This window comes from Bradyrhizobium sp. LLZ17 (assembly GCF_041200145.1).
In the GTDB taxonomy this organism is placed as follows: domain Bacteria; phylum Pseudomonadota; class Alphaproteobacteria; order Rhizobiales; family Xanthobacteraceae; genus Bradyrhizobium.
This window is the reverse complement of record NZ_CP165734.1, coordinates 424,969-439,291: the sequence shown is the minus strand read 5'-3', so window position 1 is coordinate 439,291 and position 14,323 is coordinate 424,969. Positions and strand designations below refer to the sequence as shown.

The window sequence follows — 14,323 nt, the reverse complement described above, 5'->3', positions numbered from 1 at the left end:
AACGTTGTGATACAACCGTTAGCTGTTGGGGCGGCCGTTCCGTCCCGCATTTGGGAGGTACCTCATGAGATCGTCACTAGGCTTCGCCGTGCCGTCAATGGTCGTTACCTTGTCAGCTATCTTGTTGTGCAGCACAAGCGGTACGGCAATGTCGCAGCCCACACCAAACTCCTCGCTTCCCGCCGTCTCAGTCGAAGCGCCGAAGGCAAGACCAACGGTTGTGCCGAGGCAGGGGCCAACGACCGCGACATCCCATCGGGCAACCGGCCATCGTGCGACCGGCCTGTCAGCCGCTCAAAATCCGGTGTTCGGGCCGAATACGGCCTTGGGCAGGCTTGCCAAGCTCGAGAGATCGGCGAGCAGTTGCAACGGTGGTTGCGAAACAAGTTACAGGGTCGGCAACGCCCCATGGGTTGGATGTAGCCTTTCCGGCCAGGGAGGGGTTGATGGTAGCGCGTTCTCGCCGACCTGCCGAGACACACTCAACTACAACAGCTACGCGCACTGCGTAGAGACCAAGGGTTTCCTTGGCGCGACGCCCAGAGAGTCTCGGTGGATTTGCACCAGCCTGCTGGCTGGCGGCAAGTTGCCCGGCGAAAAGCTAGTCGCCGAAGCCAGGCAATCGGGCCACCGTTAATCGACCCTCCCGGCAGCAATGTCCCAAACATCGACAGCATGGCTCGAAAGCTTCGAGCCATGCGGAAATGCCCGCTTCGGGTCAAAATGCGAAGAACTCAACCTGAGCAAATCTTGTCCGCCATACCTCAGTAAACGGACGTCACGGTGGGGTACTATCTGGAGAGAGGCGCCGGAACCAGTGGCCGCTTACGGTCAGCCGCGGCGTGACAGGAAATCCAGCACGCCGGTCTTGTAGACCTTGTCGCCGACCGCGCGCATGTGGTCGCGGTTGGGGATGTCGAGCACTTCCGAGCCGGGGATGATGGCCCCGAGCGCGCTCGCGGATCCCGCAACGTCGTCGGCGGTGCCGACCGCGATCAGCACGGGCACCTCAATGCGCGCGGCCTCGTCCCGCGTCATCAGCTCACGCGTGCCGCGCAGGCACGCGGCGAGCGCCTCCCGGTCGGAGCGGGTCTGATCGGCGAACGCGCGAAACGTCCGGCCGACGGGATCAGTGACGTCATTGAGCGAGGGTGCTTCCAGCGCCTTCGCCACATTCTCGCCGGGCCCGCTGCCCTCGATCAGGCCGCCAATGCCGATGCCGCCGAGGATCGCCGAGCGCAGACGCTGCGGCTCGTTGAGCCCGAGCCACGCCGTCATCCGCCCGCCCATGGAATAGCCCATGATGTCGGCCTGCGGGATGGCGAGATGGTCCATCAGCGCGAGCACGTCGCCGGCCATGGTCGGGATCGAATATTGCGCGGGCTCGTAAAGCTTCGCGCTTTCACCATGGCCGCGATTGTCCAGCGCGATCACGCGGCGGCCATTCTTGCGCAGCTCCGAGACCCAGGTCGGATAGACCCAGTTCACGTTCTTGCTCGAGGCAAAGCCGTGCACCAGGAGGATCGGATCGCCCTCGCCTTCGTCGAGATAGGCAATTTCAACGGCGCCGTTGTGAAAGCTCGGCATCAGCAGTTCCGCAAGTCGTTGAGGGGAAGGTTGATGTTGAAGGTTGATCTTGAAAGTGGATCTTGGAGCATGATCCGGAAAACTGTGCAGCGGTTTTCCGGCAAGATCATGCTCAAAAGAATAGGCTGAAGCGCTTCGCGCTTCAGGCCGCGACGGCAGCGCTTGCCAGAGCGGCTTCAGCGGCGAGCTGCGCCCGGCGGAGCCGGCGCGCCCGTTTGCGATCGCACCAGGCCTGGGTCAGGCGCTCCGTCGTTGCCTTGATGGAAGCCAACAGGCCGAACAGCGTCAACGCCGCGCCGAACAGCCAGAGCGCCAGATCGAACGCGCCGCCGATGAGCAGCAAGGCGCCGCGGCCGAACAGCTTCATGATCGCGCGTGTCTTGCCGCCCTGCGCTTCCGCGAGCCGCGCCGCGCGGGCGACGTCCTTCGGGCCTTCGGCAATGCGCAGCGTGTCCATGGCACCGCGCGTGCCGGTCTTCTCGGCGACGCGCGTGACGTCCTTGCCGAGCCGGACCAGCGCACCAGCCTTCTCGGCGCGGAACGCGGCCTTGATCGCGCTCACGGTCTCGCCCGGGCGCAATACAGAGCCCGAGGCAACCGCGTTCTGGAGCATTGGCGTATCGACCACTTCGCGGGCGGACCTGCCGGCCCAAGCGGCAAGTCCCTCGCCGAGCCGCCCGACCTTGCGCGCATCCTTCACCAGCGTCAGCCCCGCGCGCACCGGCGCCGCGCCGCCGACGGAGACATAGGTTGCGGCGGTGACCGCAAGCCCCGCGGTGGCGAGGCCCAGCACCAGGCGGTCGGTGTCCTCGCCCATGGCGAGATGCTTACCCTCGCGCACGACATCCCTGATATCGCCGATGACGAAGAGATCGCCGGCCACCGTCCCGGACAGGCTCGCAACATCGTCTGCATTGCCGGTGACGAGACCGATGGCGAAGCGCTTTGCAAAATGCGAGCTGGAGCCCTCCTCCTTCACCGCATCGCCGACGCGGCTCAGCAGGTCGTCGGGAAGCGCGAGGTTGCGGTCGCGCGCGAGCGCGACAAAACTGTCGGCGAGATCGGAATCTCCCGCGGCAAGCGCGGCCTCGATGTTGTCCTCGATCAGCCGGTCGTTCTTCCGCAGCGCCGCGTCGAGCTTGAGTTCGGAGAGCGCGGCCGGATCGTCCTGAACGGTGAGAACCGCTCCGGCCTCACGGGCCTGCGGCGCTACCTGCGCGAGCACGAGGCCGCACGCCGCGATTCCGGTCAACGCTGTGGTGATTCGCAGCCACTTCATGCCAAAGCCTGGACGGTCCTAAGATCGGTTGCGCCTGATGGTTCGTCTTTTGCCGCAATTACACGCGTCCAGAGACATAGTATGCCAGAATTGCGACACAACGTCCCCGACGAAAGAAGGGCTTCTCTCAGGCCGCAAGATTGTGTCGAATTTGCATGAGCAAATGAGCATGGGGCATTGCGGACGTTTCGGTTCCGCTGGACTAGCAATCATCTGCACCCGCCAGTATGGTCCGCGGCGCCTTAAAGATGCCGCGCCAGTCGTTGATTGTGTCTACCGCCGTTGCCACTCCAGGATGAGTTACGATGTCCGATCATGTCGTCCCGCACTTCCATAACGATGCCGGTGTTGCCGTCATCGAGATCGGCTCGCAAGAGTTCATGTGCGTGGGCGCCAACCCTCCGTTCGACCATCCGCACGTCTTCCTCGACCTCGGCAACGACAACGAGATCATCTGCCCCTACTGCTCGACGCTTTACCGCTTCGCCGCCGACCTGAAGGCTGGCGATGCCCGGCCGCCGGAATGCGTCCTGAAGGACAAGGTGGCCTGACCGGTCTTATCGGTCAGGAGTGGCGCTCTCCCGAACAATCGTCATTGCAGGTGCCGGAATCGGAGGACTGACGGCCGCGCTTGCGCTGGCGGCCCGCGGTTTTCGCATCGTCGTGCTGGAAAAGGCCGAGCGGCTCGAGGAAGTCGGCGCCGGCCTGCAACTCTCCCCCAATGCCAGCCGCGTGCTGGTCGAGCTCGGCCTGACCGAGCGGCTCAAGCTGCGCGCGGTCGTCCCGGAGGCGGTCTCGATCATGAGCGCGCGTGCCGGCGGCGAATTGCTGCGCATGCCGCTCGGTGAAGCCGCCGCCAACCGCGCCGGCGCGCCCTATTGGGTGGTGCATCGCGCCGACCTGCAAGCTGCGCTCGCGGGCGCGGTCTCCGACCATCCCGATGTCGAGTTGAAACTCGGCGCGATGTTCGAGGATGTCGCGCCTCACGCCAAGGGACTGACGGTCGTCCATCGCAGCGGCACGATCCGCCGCAGCGATCTGGCCAGCGCGCTGATCGGGGCCGACGGTATCTGGTCGACGGTACGCCAGCAGATCTTTCCGGAGGTGCGGCCGCGCTTCTCCGGGCTGATCGCCTGGCGCGGCACGCTCGACGCCACGCAGTTGCCGAAGGACTACACCGCGCGGCGCGTGCAACTCTGGATGGGCCAAAACGCCCATCTGGTCGCCTATCCGATCGCCGGCGGCCGCCAGATCAACGTCGTGGCGGTGCTGCCGGGCACCTGGAACAGACCGGGCTGGAGCACGCCGGGCGATCCGTTCGAGGTGATGGACGCCTTCGCCGCGCCGCGCTGGCCACCGACGGCGCGGATGATGCTCGCGGCCGTCGACAGCTGGCGCAAATGGGCGCTGTTCGGCGTGCCCGAGGGCTGCCCCTGGAATAAAGATCCGGTCGCGCTGCTTGGTGACGCCGTGCACGGGATGCTGCCGTTCGCGGCTCAGGGGGCCGGCATGGCGATCGAGGATGCAGCCGTGCTCGCCCGCCAGTTGAGCCTCGAGGCCGCCGAGAGCGCAGTCGGCATTGCGGTGGCGCTGAAGCAATACGGCCGGGCGCGTCAGGCCCGCGTCAGGCGGGTGCAGCGGACCGCACGGCAGCAGGGCCGCATCTATCATCTCGGCGGCCCGCTTGCGCTCGCACGCGATCTTGCGATCCGCGCACTCGGGCCGGAGCGCATGCTGGCCCGCCAGGACTGGATTTACGGCTGGCGTCCGTGACGCACGAGCGCCGGCGCAGCGTGCTCAGCGAGCCGTGCCTCTGGATTGCGGGGCGGGCTTGATGTCCGGCCGCTGAGGCGCCGAGGCCGCTGGGACCGCATCAGGCGGCGTTTCCCGGCACCTGTTGCGGCGCCAAGCGTCTTCGGCAAGCTGCGCCGAGCCGCGCACTGCGATGTAGTCGTTGCGATAGGCAAGTTCGGACACCACAGCTCCGCCAGTCCCGGTCTCCGCCTTGTCCATCAGCCTCTGCAACTCCGCGGTGCGGGCGGCGAGCCCCTTGCGCTCGGCCTCGATCTGTTTGCAGTCGTACAATTCGTACCTGGCGGGATCGGCAAAGGCTGGAGCGATCGTCTCGCTCACGCTGGCGCAGCCGGGCAACGCGAAGCCGGCCGCGAGCAGCGCGGCAGCCGTGCAACACAGGCGCAGGCGATAGGAAGGCGAAGCAGACATGCCGGATGAATAGTCCCCGTGGATTGAGAATGCCTAAAGCAGGGCCAGATGTCCGGATTGAGGCTTTGCCTTGTGCGGCCGGCTCGCTTAAGGAAGAACCGCCTGCCCGGGCCACCACAAGCGCCAATTCCAGACCGCCGGGCAGGACTTAAGTGTTTGATCTCGTTGGATCAAGCGGGCATGGCGGAATTGGTAGACGCAAGGGACTTAAAATCCCTCGGTGCGCAAGCGCTGTGCCGGTTCGACCCCGGCTGCCCGCACCACCAGAGCTGACGGCGCGAACTGTGCCAACAGCATGATCCAGAAGCAGATCAGCGCAACCGCGACCTGGACAAAACCGCCCTCGATCGGATTCCCCGTGATCGACACCAGCGTTGGAATGGCAATGCCGATGGTCAGCACGGCCGCAAGAGCCGCGGCCGGAAGATCGACGATGAGGACGGCGGCATAGACCGCCAGTTCGAAAAACGCGTATTCCTTGAGGCGCGGCGAGCAGAGATAAAGCCCGTACATCGCGAGCACGGTGACGCGCATCGCAGCATCCGGATGATCGATCAGCCAGCGGTCGAGGCGGCCCAGTAACGATCCCTGATTGTTGCGGATGGCGCGCAGCAGCGACCACCCGAGCGGCGCGAGAACGAACGCGGCCGCCGCCAGCGCATAGACGGCGAACACGATCGGCTTGCTGTCGAGGAGGCCGACGCGGTCCACGACGCTTTGCGCGAGCAGCAGTAGCGACGGATTGGTTTCCTCGAGCTGGACCGAATGCTGATCTGGGATCCCTCCGGTGATCGCGAGCAACCAGCTCGACCACAGCTGTGAATAGAACAGGATCGAGATCAGGATCGGCAGCGCGAAGCCGAGGCCCGCCACCGCGATCAGGACGATTTTCCGCCGCCGCGGCAGCGGCAGGAAATACAGCGCCGCCAGCACCGGGCAGAACACCAGCTTGAACGACATGACAAGACCGAGCAATGCAGCCCCCGCGAGACGAGGGACGTCAGCTCGATCACCGTGTGCCGCAGACATCGCCGGGCGAAGCAGAAGCGCGAGCGCGGCGGCGGTCAGGACGCCGCTCAGGATCGCAAAATTTCCCGACGCCAAAACCCACTCGAAGCCGACGAAAGCGCCGAGCGCGCAGAGCACCCTGAGCCCGATGTCCCGCAAGCTGCGCGGGCGGCCGAGACCAGGCAGCAGCAGGCCGCAGAGCAGGGCAAGGACCAGAAAGACGCCCCTGTGATCACCGACGAGAATGCCGCCCGCGCACAGCGGGCGGAAAACGTCCAAGGTCACAGGCAGGTAGGGATAAGAGAGTTTCGTGCCCTTCAAATTCTTGACGAAATAAGGATCGAGCGCGTCGGCATGCGCATCGACCGCCGCGCAATTGACGCGAACATCCCAGCCATATCTCACGTCCAGCGCCGTGTCGTTGGCGAGATTGCCAAGCACCAGCAGCGTCACCAGCGCGATCAGGCAGGCAAGCCAGATGTTGCGCCTCGCCGCCATGCCGGCGGGCGGCTCCAACCAACGTGCTGTACTGGTGGTGTCGGACACGGCGGTACCTTGTTTGGCGGCGATTCCTCAGCGCCTTGCCGGCGCTCATTCCGGGCACAATGGACAGGATGGGTTGCGGATTCATCTCCTCCGTGTGCGGTCCCGCCCCTATGGTGAATCCTTGGTTTCCAGCCAGTAGCGCGAACGCCGCCAACGTCTGGAAGCAACGGCTCCTCACCAATTCTTGTCCGACACCGACCTGCCTGACAGCCATCCCAAAACATGGGTTGTGCATTGCAGCATGGACGATAGATAACGCCTCTGAAATCAGAGGTGAGCTTCTTGTCCGACATCAATGCCGATGACTGGGTGTCCGCGGGACACCGTCCGATGGGCTTTCCCGAATTCGTCATCGTGATCGCGTCCATCATGGCGCTGAATCCGCTCGCGATGGACATGATGCTGCCGGCGCTGCCCAATATCGGCGCCGCCTTCGACATTCCCAACGCCAACCATCTCCAACTCGTGCTGTCGACCTTCCTGATCGGTTTTGGCGCGGGCCAGTTCGTGATGGGGCCGCTGTCCGACCGGTTCGGCCGGCGCCCGGTGCTGCTCGGCGGCATGGCGGTCTATGCGGTCGCGAGCGTGCTTGCGGTCGCGGCGCCCTCGTTCGAGACACTGCTGCTCGCCCGCGCGCTGCAGGGGCTCGGCACCTCGGCAACGCGCGTGATCGCGACCTCGATCGTGCGTGATTGTTACGCCGGCCGCCGCATGGCGAGCGTGATGTCGCTGGCGATGATGGTGTTCATCGCGGTGCCCGTGATCGCGCCCTCGTTCGGACAAGCGGTGCTGCTGGTGACGCAGTGGCGCGGCATCTTCGTCGTGCTGATGTTCTATGGCCTGCTGGCGCTGGCGTGGAGCGTGTGGCGGCTGCCGGAGACGTTGCCCGAATCGGAGCGCAGGTCGCTTGCACCTGCCGACGTGCTCTCAGCCTTTCGCCAGACCGTCACCAATCGACAGACCATCGGCTATGCGACGGCGGCCGGCAGCGTCATGGGCGCGCTGTTCGCCTATGTGTTCTCCGCGCAGCAGGTTTTCACCGGCATCTACCACCTCGGCCAATACTTCCCGCTCGCCTTCGCCGCGATCGCGGCCGGCACCGCCATTGCCGGCTTCCTCAACGCGCGGTTTGTCGGGACCCTCGGCATGCGTGTGATCTCGCACGGTGCGCTGACGCTCTATACCGCTGTGGCCGGCGTGATGCTGCTGACGGAAAGCCTCGGCATGCTGCCGCTTGCCCTGTTCATGGTGCTGTCGGCCCTGATGAGGTTTTCGTTCGGCATGATGGTCGCGAATTTTACCGCGCTGGCGATGGAGCCGCAGGGCCACATCGCCGGCACCGCGTCCTCGCTCTACGGCTCGATCACGACGCTGATCGGCATCGTGGTCGGCACGGCGATCGGTCAAAGCTTTGACGGAACCTTGCTTCCGTTCTCGGTCGGCTTCTTCCTGTCCACGCTTGCCGCATTGGTCATCGTGCTGGTCGTGGAGAAGGGGCAGCTATTCAAGCCGCATCATCGCGCCATCGCGTGAGGAACGACGCGCGCTTTTCGATGTTGTCCTGCAGCAATTCGAAAGGCCGCCTTATGGAACCGGAACTCAACGAAGCCGATCAAGAGACGGACGTGCCTGAGACGCAGGGTACGCCCGCAGAGCAGCCCGTCACGCCGCCGTTCGCCAGCGAGGGGCTTGAGGGCGTTCGCGACAGCCACTGCTGAGATGCGCTCTAGTCCGAACTGCGCTTGCTGGCGCTGAAATCCTGTGCGGCGCTTTCAGGCGATACGTCCCTGTTCGCACGTGGCGGCACCATCAGCACCACCACGTCGCGCGCCAAACCGGATTTTCCCCACAGTGACGCCTGCACCGTGAATTCGCGCCTGACAAAATTTCCGGCGCGCGAGGACACCCATTCCATCCAGCGACCACAATCGTCCTGGTCACGGAAGCAGAGCGCGGCCCAGCCGCGATGGAGCGTCGTCTTGCGCGGTAGCCCCCATTCGTCTTGATGCGCGAGGGGCCGCGCGTAATGCGGGTGATCCGGGCTGTAGAAGGCCGTGGCGAACGCCAGCGAATCGTCGCCGCTCACGGCGCCAAGCGGCTCGCCGGTCAGTTCACGCCATTGCCGGGTGAGCTCGATCGCGGCCGGCGCATAGAAATTGCGGCCCTCTTCGTAGCCCTGACTGTTGCGGTACGCCGCGTGGATCGGCGCGGCAATGAACACGGCTGCAGCCGCGACGACTACCGTGACGACCGCGAGGTTGACGGTGTAGAATCGCTCGATCGGGTAACCGGTGCCGCACACGACCGGCACCACAAACAGGAACAGCCCCTGCAACGCCCACAGCGAGGGCAGATCGGTGCCCATCGCGAGCGACGTCACGACCGGCAGCACGATTGTGCCAATCGAGACGTAGACGAGAAGCCGCAGGCCCGGGCTCATGGCAGCGAAGTCAGCCGGAAACTGCTTCAGCCGCGTCCCCGCGATGAGCACCCAAACGATCGCCGCCGCGCTCATGGCGGCCAAAAGGCCCAACAGGAAGTTCTTCACGTCACTGAGCGAGCTCACCGTATTGCCGTTGGCGTGGGTCAGCGCATAGGTGAAGGTCGAGGCGCCCGTGGTTGCGAGCCAATGGATGTGCGGCGACAGCACAGCAAGCCCGGTGACGACGGAGATCCAGGGTGACGCAGAGGTGAAATAGGCGCGTCGCGCCGGATGGGCCAGTGCGGCAAACGCGAAGCTCGCCACCAGGAACACTGAATAGTATTTGCCGACCATTGCCAGCGCCGTTGTGCAACCGGCCGCAACCGCCCAGAACGTGCTGCGGGTCTCGAAAGCGCGCAGGAAACACCAGGTCGCCAGCGGCCAGACCGCGAGCAGCACGGCGTTGGCGTTGAAGCGCTGGGCGTGGAATTGATAGGCCGGCGTCAGCATCAAAAGCAGCAGCACCAGGATGCGCTTGTGCCCGCTCACGAACTGCCGCGAGACCAGATCGACGAAGAACAGCGCAAGCCCGGCATTGGCCATCGCCATCAGTTGCAGTGACCAGTCGCTGAGCGGAAACACCGCGGTCCAGGCCGCGGCACTCCAACCCATCAGCGGCGGATGCTTGAGATAGCCCCACGCGAAATTCCGTCCCAGCGTCCAGGCCTCGAGCGTGTCGGGATGCAGGCCGCCGCCGGCATAGGCGACGGCGAGGTAAAGCGTCCAGACCGCAACGAAACAGACCAGCAGCAACGGCACCGCCCAGCCCGCCTCGACACCCTCGAGCCAACGCAGCAATGGCCGCCGCCAGAGCGCCGGGGCGCGATCTGATCGTTCGGCCATCGCCTGGAATGCAAAATCGATCGGCACGGGATTCGAATCGAGGGAGGGAAAGCAAGTCGTCTGACGACGGACCATCTAGGTCAGATTGGAAACAAATAGCAACAATCGCAGACTTGAACGGTCAAAGCTCAGAGGCCTGCGGCACAACGCCCGCAAAAGACAACGGCGCCGCTGATGATAGCGGCGCCGCGTGACGATGGGACGAAGGGCAGGACGCCCTGTTTCTAGTCGGCGTTGCCTTACTCCGACTTGTCGATGTTCCAGAACACCGGGGTCGCCGGACCGTCGAGCACACCGCTCAGCGACTTCCGCCACGCGCTCGGCGCCAGATACTGGCCGAGCGGAATGTAGATCACCTGATCATAGGCTTCCTTCTGGATCTCGGTCGCGATCTTCTTCTGATCGTCCAGCGAGGCAGCGCGGACGAAGTCGTCCTTGAGCTTCTCGATCTTGGCATCTTCCGCCCAACCGAACCAGCCGCCCTTCTTGCCCTGCCCGCCGATCGAGAGATTGGAGATCGGGTTGGAGACGTCGGCGCTGACCCAGTTGGTGAAGAACATGTTCCAGCCGCCGTCCTTCGGGGGCTTCTGGCTGGCACGACGGCTCACCACCGTCTGCCAATCGGTCGCCTGCGCGTCGACCTTGAAGCCGGCTTCACGGAGCAGCTGCACCGCGACAGTTGGCTGCGCCTTCAAAGTCACGACGTCACCGGGCACCATGACCACGACGGGCGTACCGTCATAGCCGGACTCGGCAAGCAGCTTCTTGGCTTCCGCCATGCCGTTGCCCTTGACCAGCGATTCGGATCCGACATCGGTCGCGAACGGGGTGTCGCAGATGAAGAAGGCACCACAGATCTTGTAGTATTTGGGATTGCCGACCAGCGCGTCGAGCACGTCCTTCTGGTTCATCGCCAGAAGCGCTGCACGGCGGATCTTCGGATTGTCGAAGGGCGGATAGAGGAAGTTCATACGCCCGAGCGTCTGGTAGCCGAACTTGTTCAGCGTCTCGACCTTGACGTCGGAATTGCCTTCAAGCACGGGCAGGAGATCCCACGGCGGCACTTCCATGAAGTCGATGTCGCCCGATTGCAGCGCGTTCACCGCGGTCTGCGCATCCGGCATGGTGATCCACTCGACGCGATCGACCTTCACCACCTTGCCGCCGGCGGTCCAGCTCGGCGGCTCCTTGCGCGGCACATAGTCGGTGTTCTTGACGTAGACCGCCTTCACGCCGGGCTGGAATTCACTCTGCACGAACTTGAACGGGCCGGAGCCGATCTGCTCGGGGATCTGCTTGTCCGGCGGCGTCTCGGCCAGACGCTTCGGCATCATGAAGGCCACGCGCGAAGACGGCTTGCCGATCGATTCCAGCACCAGCGAGTAAGGCTCCTTCAGCTTCAACGTGATGGTCTTGGCGTCGGTCGCCTCGATGCTCGCAGTGAACTGCATCATCTGCTGGCCCATGCCGTCGACCGCAGCCCAGCGCTTCAGCGAAGCGACGCAGTCTTCCGCCGTCACCGGTGCGCCGTCATGCCACTTCAGACCGTCACGCAGCGTGAAGGTGTAGGTGAGCTTGTCGTCGGAGATCTTCCAGTCCGCCATCTGCGGCTGGATCTTGAAGTTTGCGTCCGTCGCGATCAGCGTGTCGTAAACCATGTAGCCGTGGTCGCGCGCGATGTAGGCGGTCGTGAAGATCGGATCGATGATGCGGAGATCGGAATGCATCACGGCGGTGATGGTCTTGCCGGCCGCAAGCACTGGCGAGGCCAGCACGGTCGAGAGCGCGAGGACCGACAGCGCAAGCTTGGAGGCGAACGCGCGACGCCCCATGCGCATCAAATCGAACATTGAAAGTTTCTCCTGACGTGAAACCGGTCAAAGGCAGGTTATTGGTTGAGCATTCGGATTGTTCTTTAGGCGAACTAACCTCATGCAATGCCTTTATCTTTTCGAGACTTGCAGACAGCGTCGAGCGCGTCAATCCGGTTTCGCTGCAGTCCACGGCGGCGCGCGCATGGGGCTCCGCAAGCAACGGATTAGCTCTACAACGCTGTCCCCTTGTCCTAGCTTTCGCGGGTGCGATGCGCGCTTCATCTTTCAAAGCTTGAGAGACCTTCCGATGAATCCAGCCAATCTTCCCTTTGATTCCGACGCCATGCTCCAGGGTCTGCACAATTGGGTGGAGTGCGAAAGCCCGACCTGGGACGCGAACGCGGTCAACCGCATGCTCGACATTGCAGCGCGGGACATGGCGATCATGGGTGCGACGATCGAACGCATCGCCGGCCGCCAAGGCTTTGGCGGCGTCGTCCGCGCGCGTTTCCCGCATCCGAAGCAGGGTGAGCCGGGAATCTTGATCGCCGGGCACATGGATACCGTTCACCCCGTCGGCACCATCGAGAAGCTGAAATGGCGGCGCGAAGGCAACAAATGCTACGGCCCCGGCATCTACGACATGAAGGGCGGCAACTATCTCTCGCTGGAAGCGATCCGGCAGCTCGCGCGCGCTTCCTTCACGACACCGCTGCCGATCACCGTGCTGTTCACCCCGGACGAGGAAGTCGGCACGCCCTCGACCCGCGACATCATCGAGGCGGAAGCTGCGCGCAACAAATATGTGTTGGTGCCGGAACCCGGACGCGCTGACAACGGTGTCACCACCGGACGTTACGCCATTGCGCGATTCAATTTAGAGGCGACCGGACGGCCAAGTCACGCGGGCGCGACATTGTCGGCGGGACGCTCGGCGATCCGCGAGATGGCGCGGCAGATTCTTGCGATCGACGCGATGACGACCGAGGACTGCACCTTCTCGGTCGGCGTCGTGCATGGCGGCCAATGGGTCAATTGCGTTGCCACGACCGCCACCGGCGAGGCGCTCTCGATGGCGAAGCGCCAGGCCGATCTCGACCGCGGCGTCGAGCGGATGCTGGCGTTGTCCGGCACCAGCAATGACGTGAGCTTCAAGGTGACGCGCGGCGTCACGCGGCCAGTCTGGGAGCCGGATGCCGGGACCATGGCGCTCTATGAAAAGGCGCGCGGCGTCGCCAAATCGCTCGGCACTGAGCTGCCGCATGCGAGCTCCGGGGGCGGCTCTGATGGTAATTTCACCGGCGCAATGGGCATCCCGACACTCGATGGCCTCGGCGTGCGTGGCGGCAATGCCCACACCCTGGAGGAATATATCGAGGTCGAGAGCCTCGCCGAACGCGGCCGCCTGATGGCGGGACTGTTGGCCACCCTGGAATGACGCCGCGGGGAACGTCGCACTGAAAACGACGGGCCGCACTGCAATATCTGTGGCCCTGATGGCACGGGAATTGCTGAAATGTTAGGCTGGTGGCAGAACAGGCCACGACCGCTGCCCCCGATTTGACTCTCACCTGACGGATTCAACTTGCTCGGATATCTCGTTCGCCGAATCTTCGCCGCGGTGCCTGTGATGGGCGTCGTCGCGCTGTTCGTGTTCCTCCTGCTCCGCCTCACGCCCGGCGATCCCGCCGCGATTCTCGCCGGCGACAATGCAACGCCGGAACGGCTGGAGCGCATCCGCACCTCGCTCGGCCTTAACGAGCCGCTGATCGTGCAGTTCATCACCTGGGTGAACAAGCTGCTGCATGGCGATCTCGGAACGTCGCTGATCTCCAACCTCCCGGTCATGAAGATGATCGGCCAGCGCGTCGAGCCGTCGATCTCGATCGCGCTGTCGACCATCATTCTCGCCGTTGTCGTCGCAGTTCCCCTGGGCGTGATCGCAGCGTGGAAGCACGGCACCTGGATCGACCGTTTCGTGATGGGTCTTTCCGTGCTTGGCTTCTCCGTGCCGGTGTTCGTGATCGGCTATGTCCTGATCGAGGTCTTTGCGATCGATCTGCGCTGGGTGCCGGTGCAGGGCTTCAAGAGCATCAGCGCGGGCTTTGGGCCGTTCTTCGAACGCATCATTCTGCCGACCTGCGCGCTCTCGTTCATCTACGTCGCGCTGATCGCGCGCATGACGCGCGCGGCGATGCTCGACGTGCTTGGCGAAGACTATATCCGCACCGCGCGCGCCAAGGGCATCAACGAGGTCGCCGTGATGATGCGGCATGCGCTGCGCAATGCCGCCGTGCCCGTGATCACTGTGATCGGCACCGGCTTTGCGCTTCTGATCTCCGGCGTCGTCGTCACCGAGAGCGTATTCAACATCCCCGGCATCGGCCGCCTTACGGTGGACGCGGTGCTGGCGCGCGACTATCCGGTGATCCAGGCGATGATCCTGCTGACCTCGCTGATCTACGTCGTCGTCAATCTTCTGATCGACGTCGCCTACACCCTGCTCGATCCGCGGATCCGGTACTAGGGCCAAGGATAAGG

The 14,323-nt window shown here is 64.2% G+C and carries 10 protein-coding genes and 1 tRNA gene; 6 read left to right on the top strand and 5 right to left on the bottom strand.

What is annotated here, in order from left to right; translation table 11 throughout:
- Positions 1-831: 831 nt before the first annotated feature.
- Positions 832-1,587, bottom strand: coding sequence for an alpha/beta fold hydrolase (locus tag AB8Z38_RS02095; protein ID WP_369722875.1), 756 nt, complete (start codon positions 1,585-1,587; stop codon positions 832-834).
- A 142-nt stretch (positions 1,588-1,729) separates the two neighbouring features.
- Positions 1,730-2,866 (bottom strand): hypothetical protein, encoded by a 1,137-nt coding sequence (locus AB8Z38_RS02090; RefSeq protein WP_369722873.1) that lies wholly within the window; start codon positions 2,864-2,866, stop codon positions 1,730-1,732.
- 305 nt (positions 2,867-3,171) lie between these two features.
- Between AB8Z38_RS02090 and AB8Z38_RS02085 the strand changes: the two genes are divergently transcribed.
- Both AB8Z38_RS02085 and AB8Z38_RS02080 read left to right on the top strand, forming a co-directional pair.
- Positions 3,172-3,417: a zinc-finger domain-containing protein gene (locus tag AB8Z38_RS02085; protein ID WP_369722872.1), complete on the top strand. Its 246-nt coding sequence runs from the start codon at positions 3,172-3,174 to the stop codon at positions 3,415-3,417.
- 19 nt (positions 3,418-3,436) lie between these two features.
- The gene (locus AB8Z38_RS02080) at positions 3,437-4,639 is read left to right on the top strand and encodes an FAD-dependent monooxygenase (RefSeq protein ID WP_369722871.1); all 1,203 of its coding nucleotides are present in this window, start codon (positions 3,437-3,439) and stop codon (positions 4,637-4,639) included.
- Positions 4,640-4,663: 24 nt separating this feature from the next.
- On the opposite strand, the gene AB8Z38_RS02075 is transcribed toward AB8Z38_RS02080, so the two are convergent.
- Positions 4,664-5,089: a twin-arginine translocation pathway signal gene (locus AB8Z38_RS02075; protein ID WP_369722870.1), complete on the bottom strand. Its 426-nt coding sequence runs from the start codon at positions 5,087-5,089 to the stop codon at positions 4,664-4,666.
- A gap of 174 nt (positions 5,090-5,263) precedes the next feature.
- Here AB8Z38_RS02075 and AB8Z38_RS02070 point away from each other — a divergent pair.
- Positions 5,264-5,352, top strand: a tRNA-Leu gene (locus AB8Z38_RS02070).
- Positions 5,353-6,925: 1,573 nt separating this feature from the next.
- Complete coding sequence (locus AB8Z38_RS02065) at positions 6,926-8,176, top strand: multidrug effflux MFS transporter (protein ID WP_369722869.1); 1,251 nt, start codon at positions 6,926-6,928, stop codon at positions 8,174-8,176.
- Positions 8,177-8,369: 193 nt separating this feature from the next.
- On the opposite strand, the gene AB8Z38_RS02060 is transcribed toward AB8Z38_RS02065, so the two are convergent.
- Both AB8Z38_RS02060 and AB8Z38_RS02055 read right to left on the bottom strand, forming a co-directional pair.
- Complete coding sequence (locus AB8Z38_RS02060; protein WP_369726722.1) at positions 8,370-9,968, bottom strand: glycosyltransferase family 39 protein; 1,599 nt, start codon at positions 9,966-9,968, stop codon at positions 8,370-8,372.
- A gap of 239 nt (positions 9,969-10,207) precedes the next feature.
- The gene (locus AB8Z38_RS02055; RefSeq protein WP_369722868.1) at positions 10,208-11,818 is read right to left on the bottom strand and encodes an ABC transporter substrate-binding protein; all 1,611 of its coding nucleotides are present in this window, start codon (positions 11,816-11,818) and stop codon (positions 10,208-10,210) included.
- 271 nt (positions 11,819-12,089) lie between these two features.
- On the opposite strand from AB8Z38_RS02055, the gene AB8Z38_RS02050 reads away from it, so the two are divergent.
- On the top strand, positions 12,090-13,220 hold the full coding sequence (locus AB8Z38_RS02050) for a M20/M25/M40 family metallo-hydrolase (protein WP_369722867.1): 1,131 nt from the start codon (positions 12,090-12,092) through the stop codon (positions 13,218-13,220).
- 147 nt (positions 13,221-13,367) lie between these two features.
- Positions 13,368-14,309 (top strand): ABC transporter permease, encoded by a 942-nt coding sequence (locus AB8Z38_RS02045; protein WP_369722865.1) that lies wholly within the window; start codon positions 13,368-13,370, stop codon positions 14,307-14,309.
- Positions 14,310-14,323: the final 14 nt, after the last annotated feature.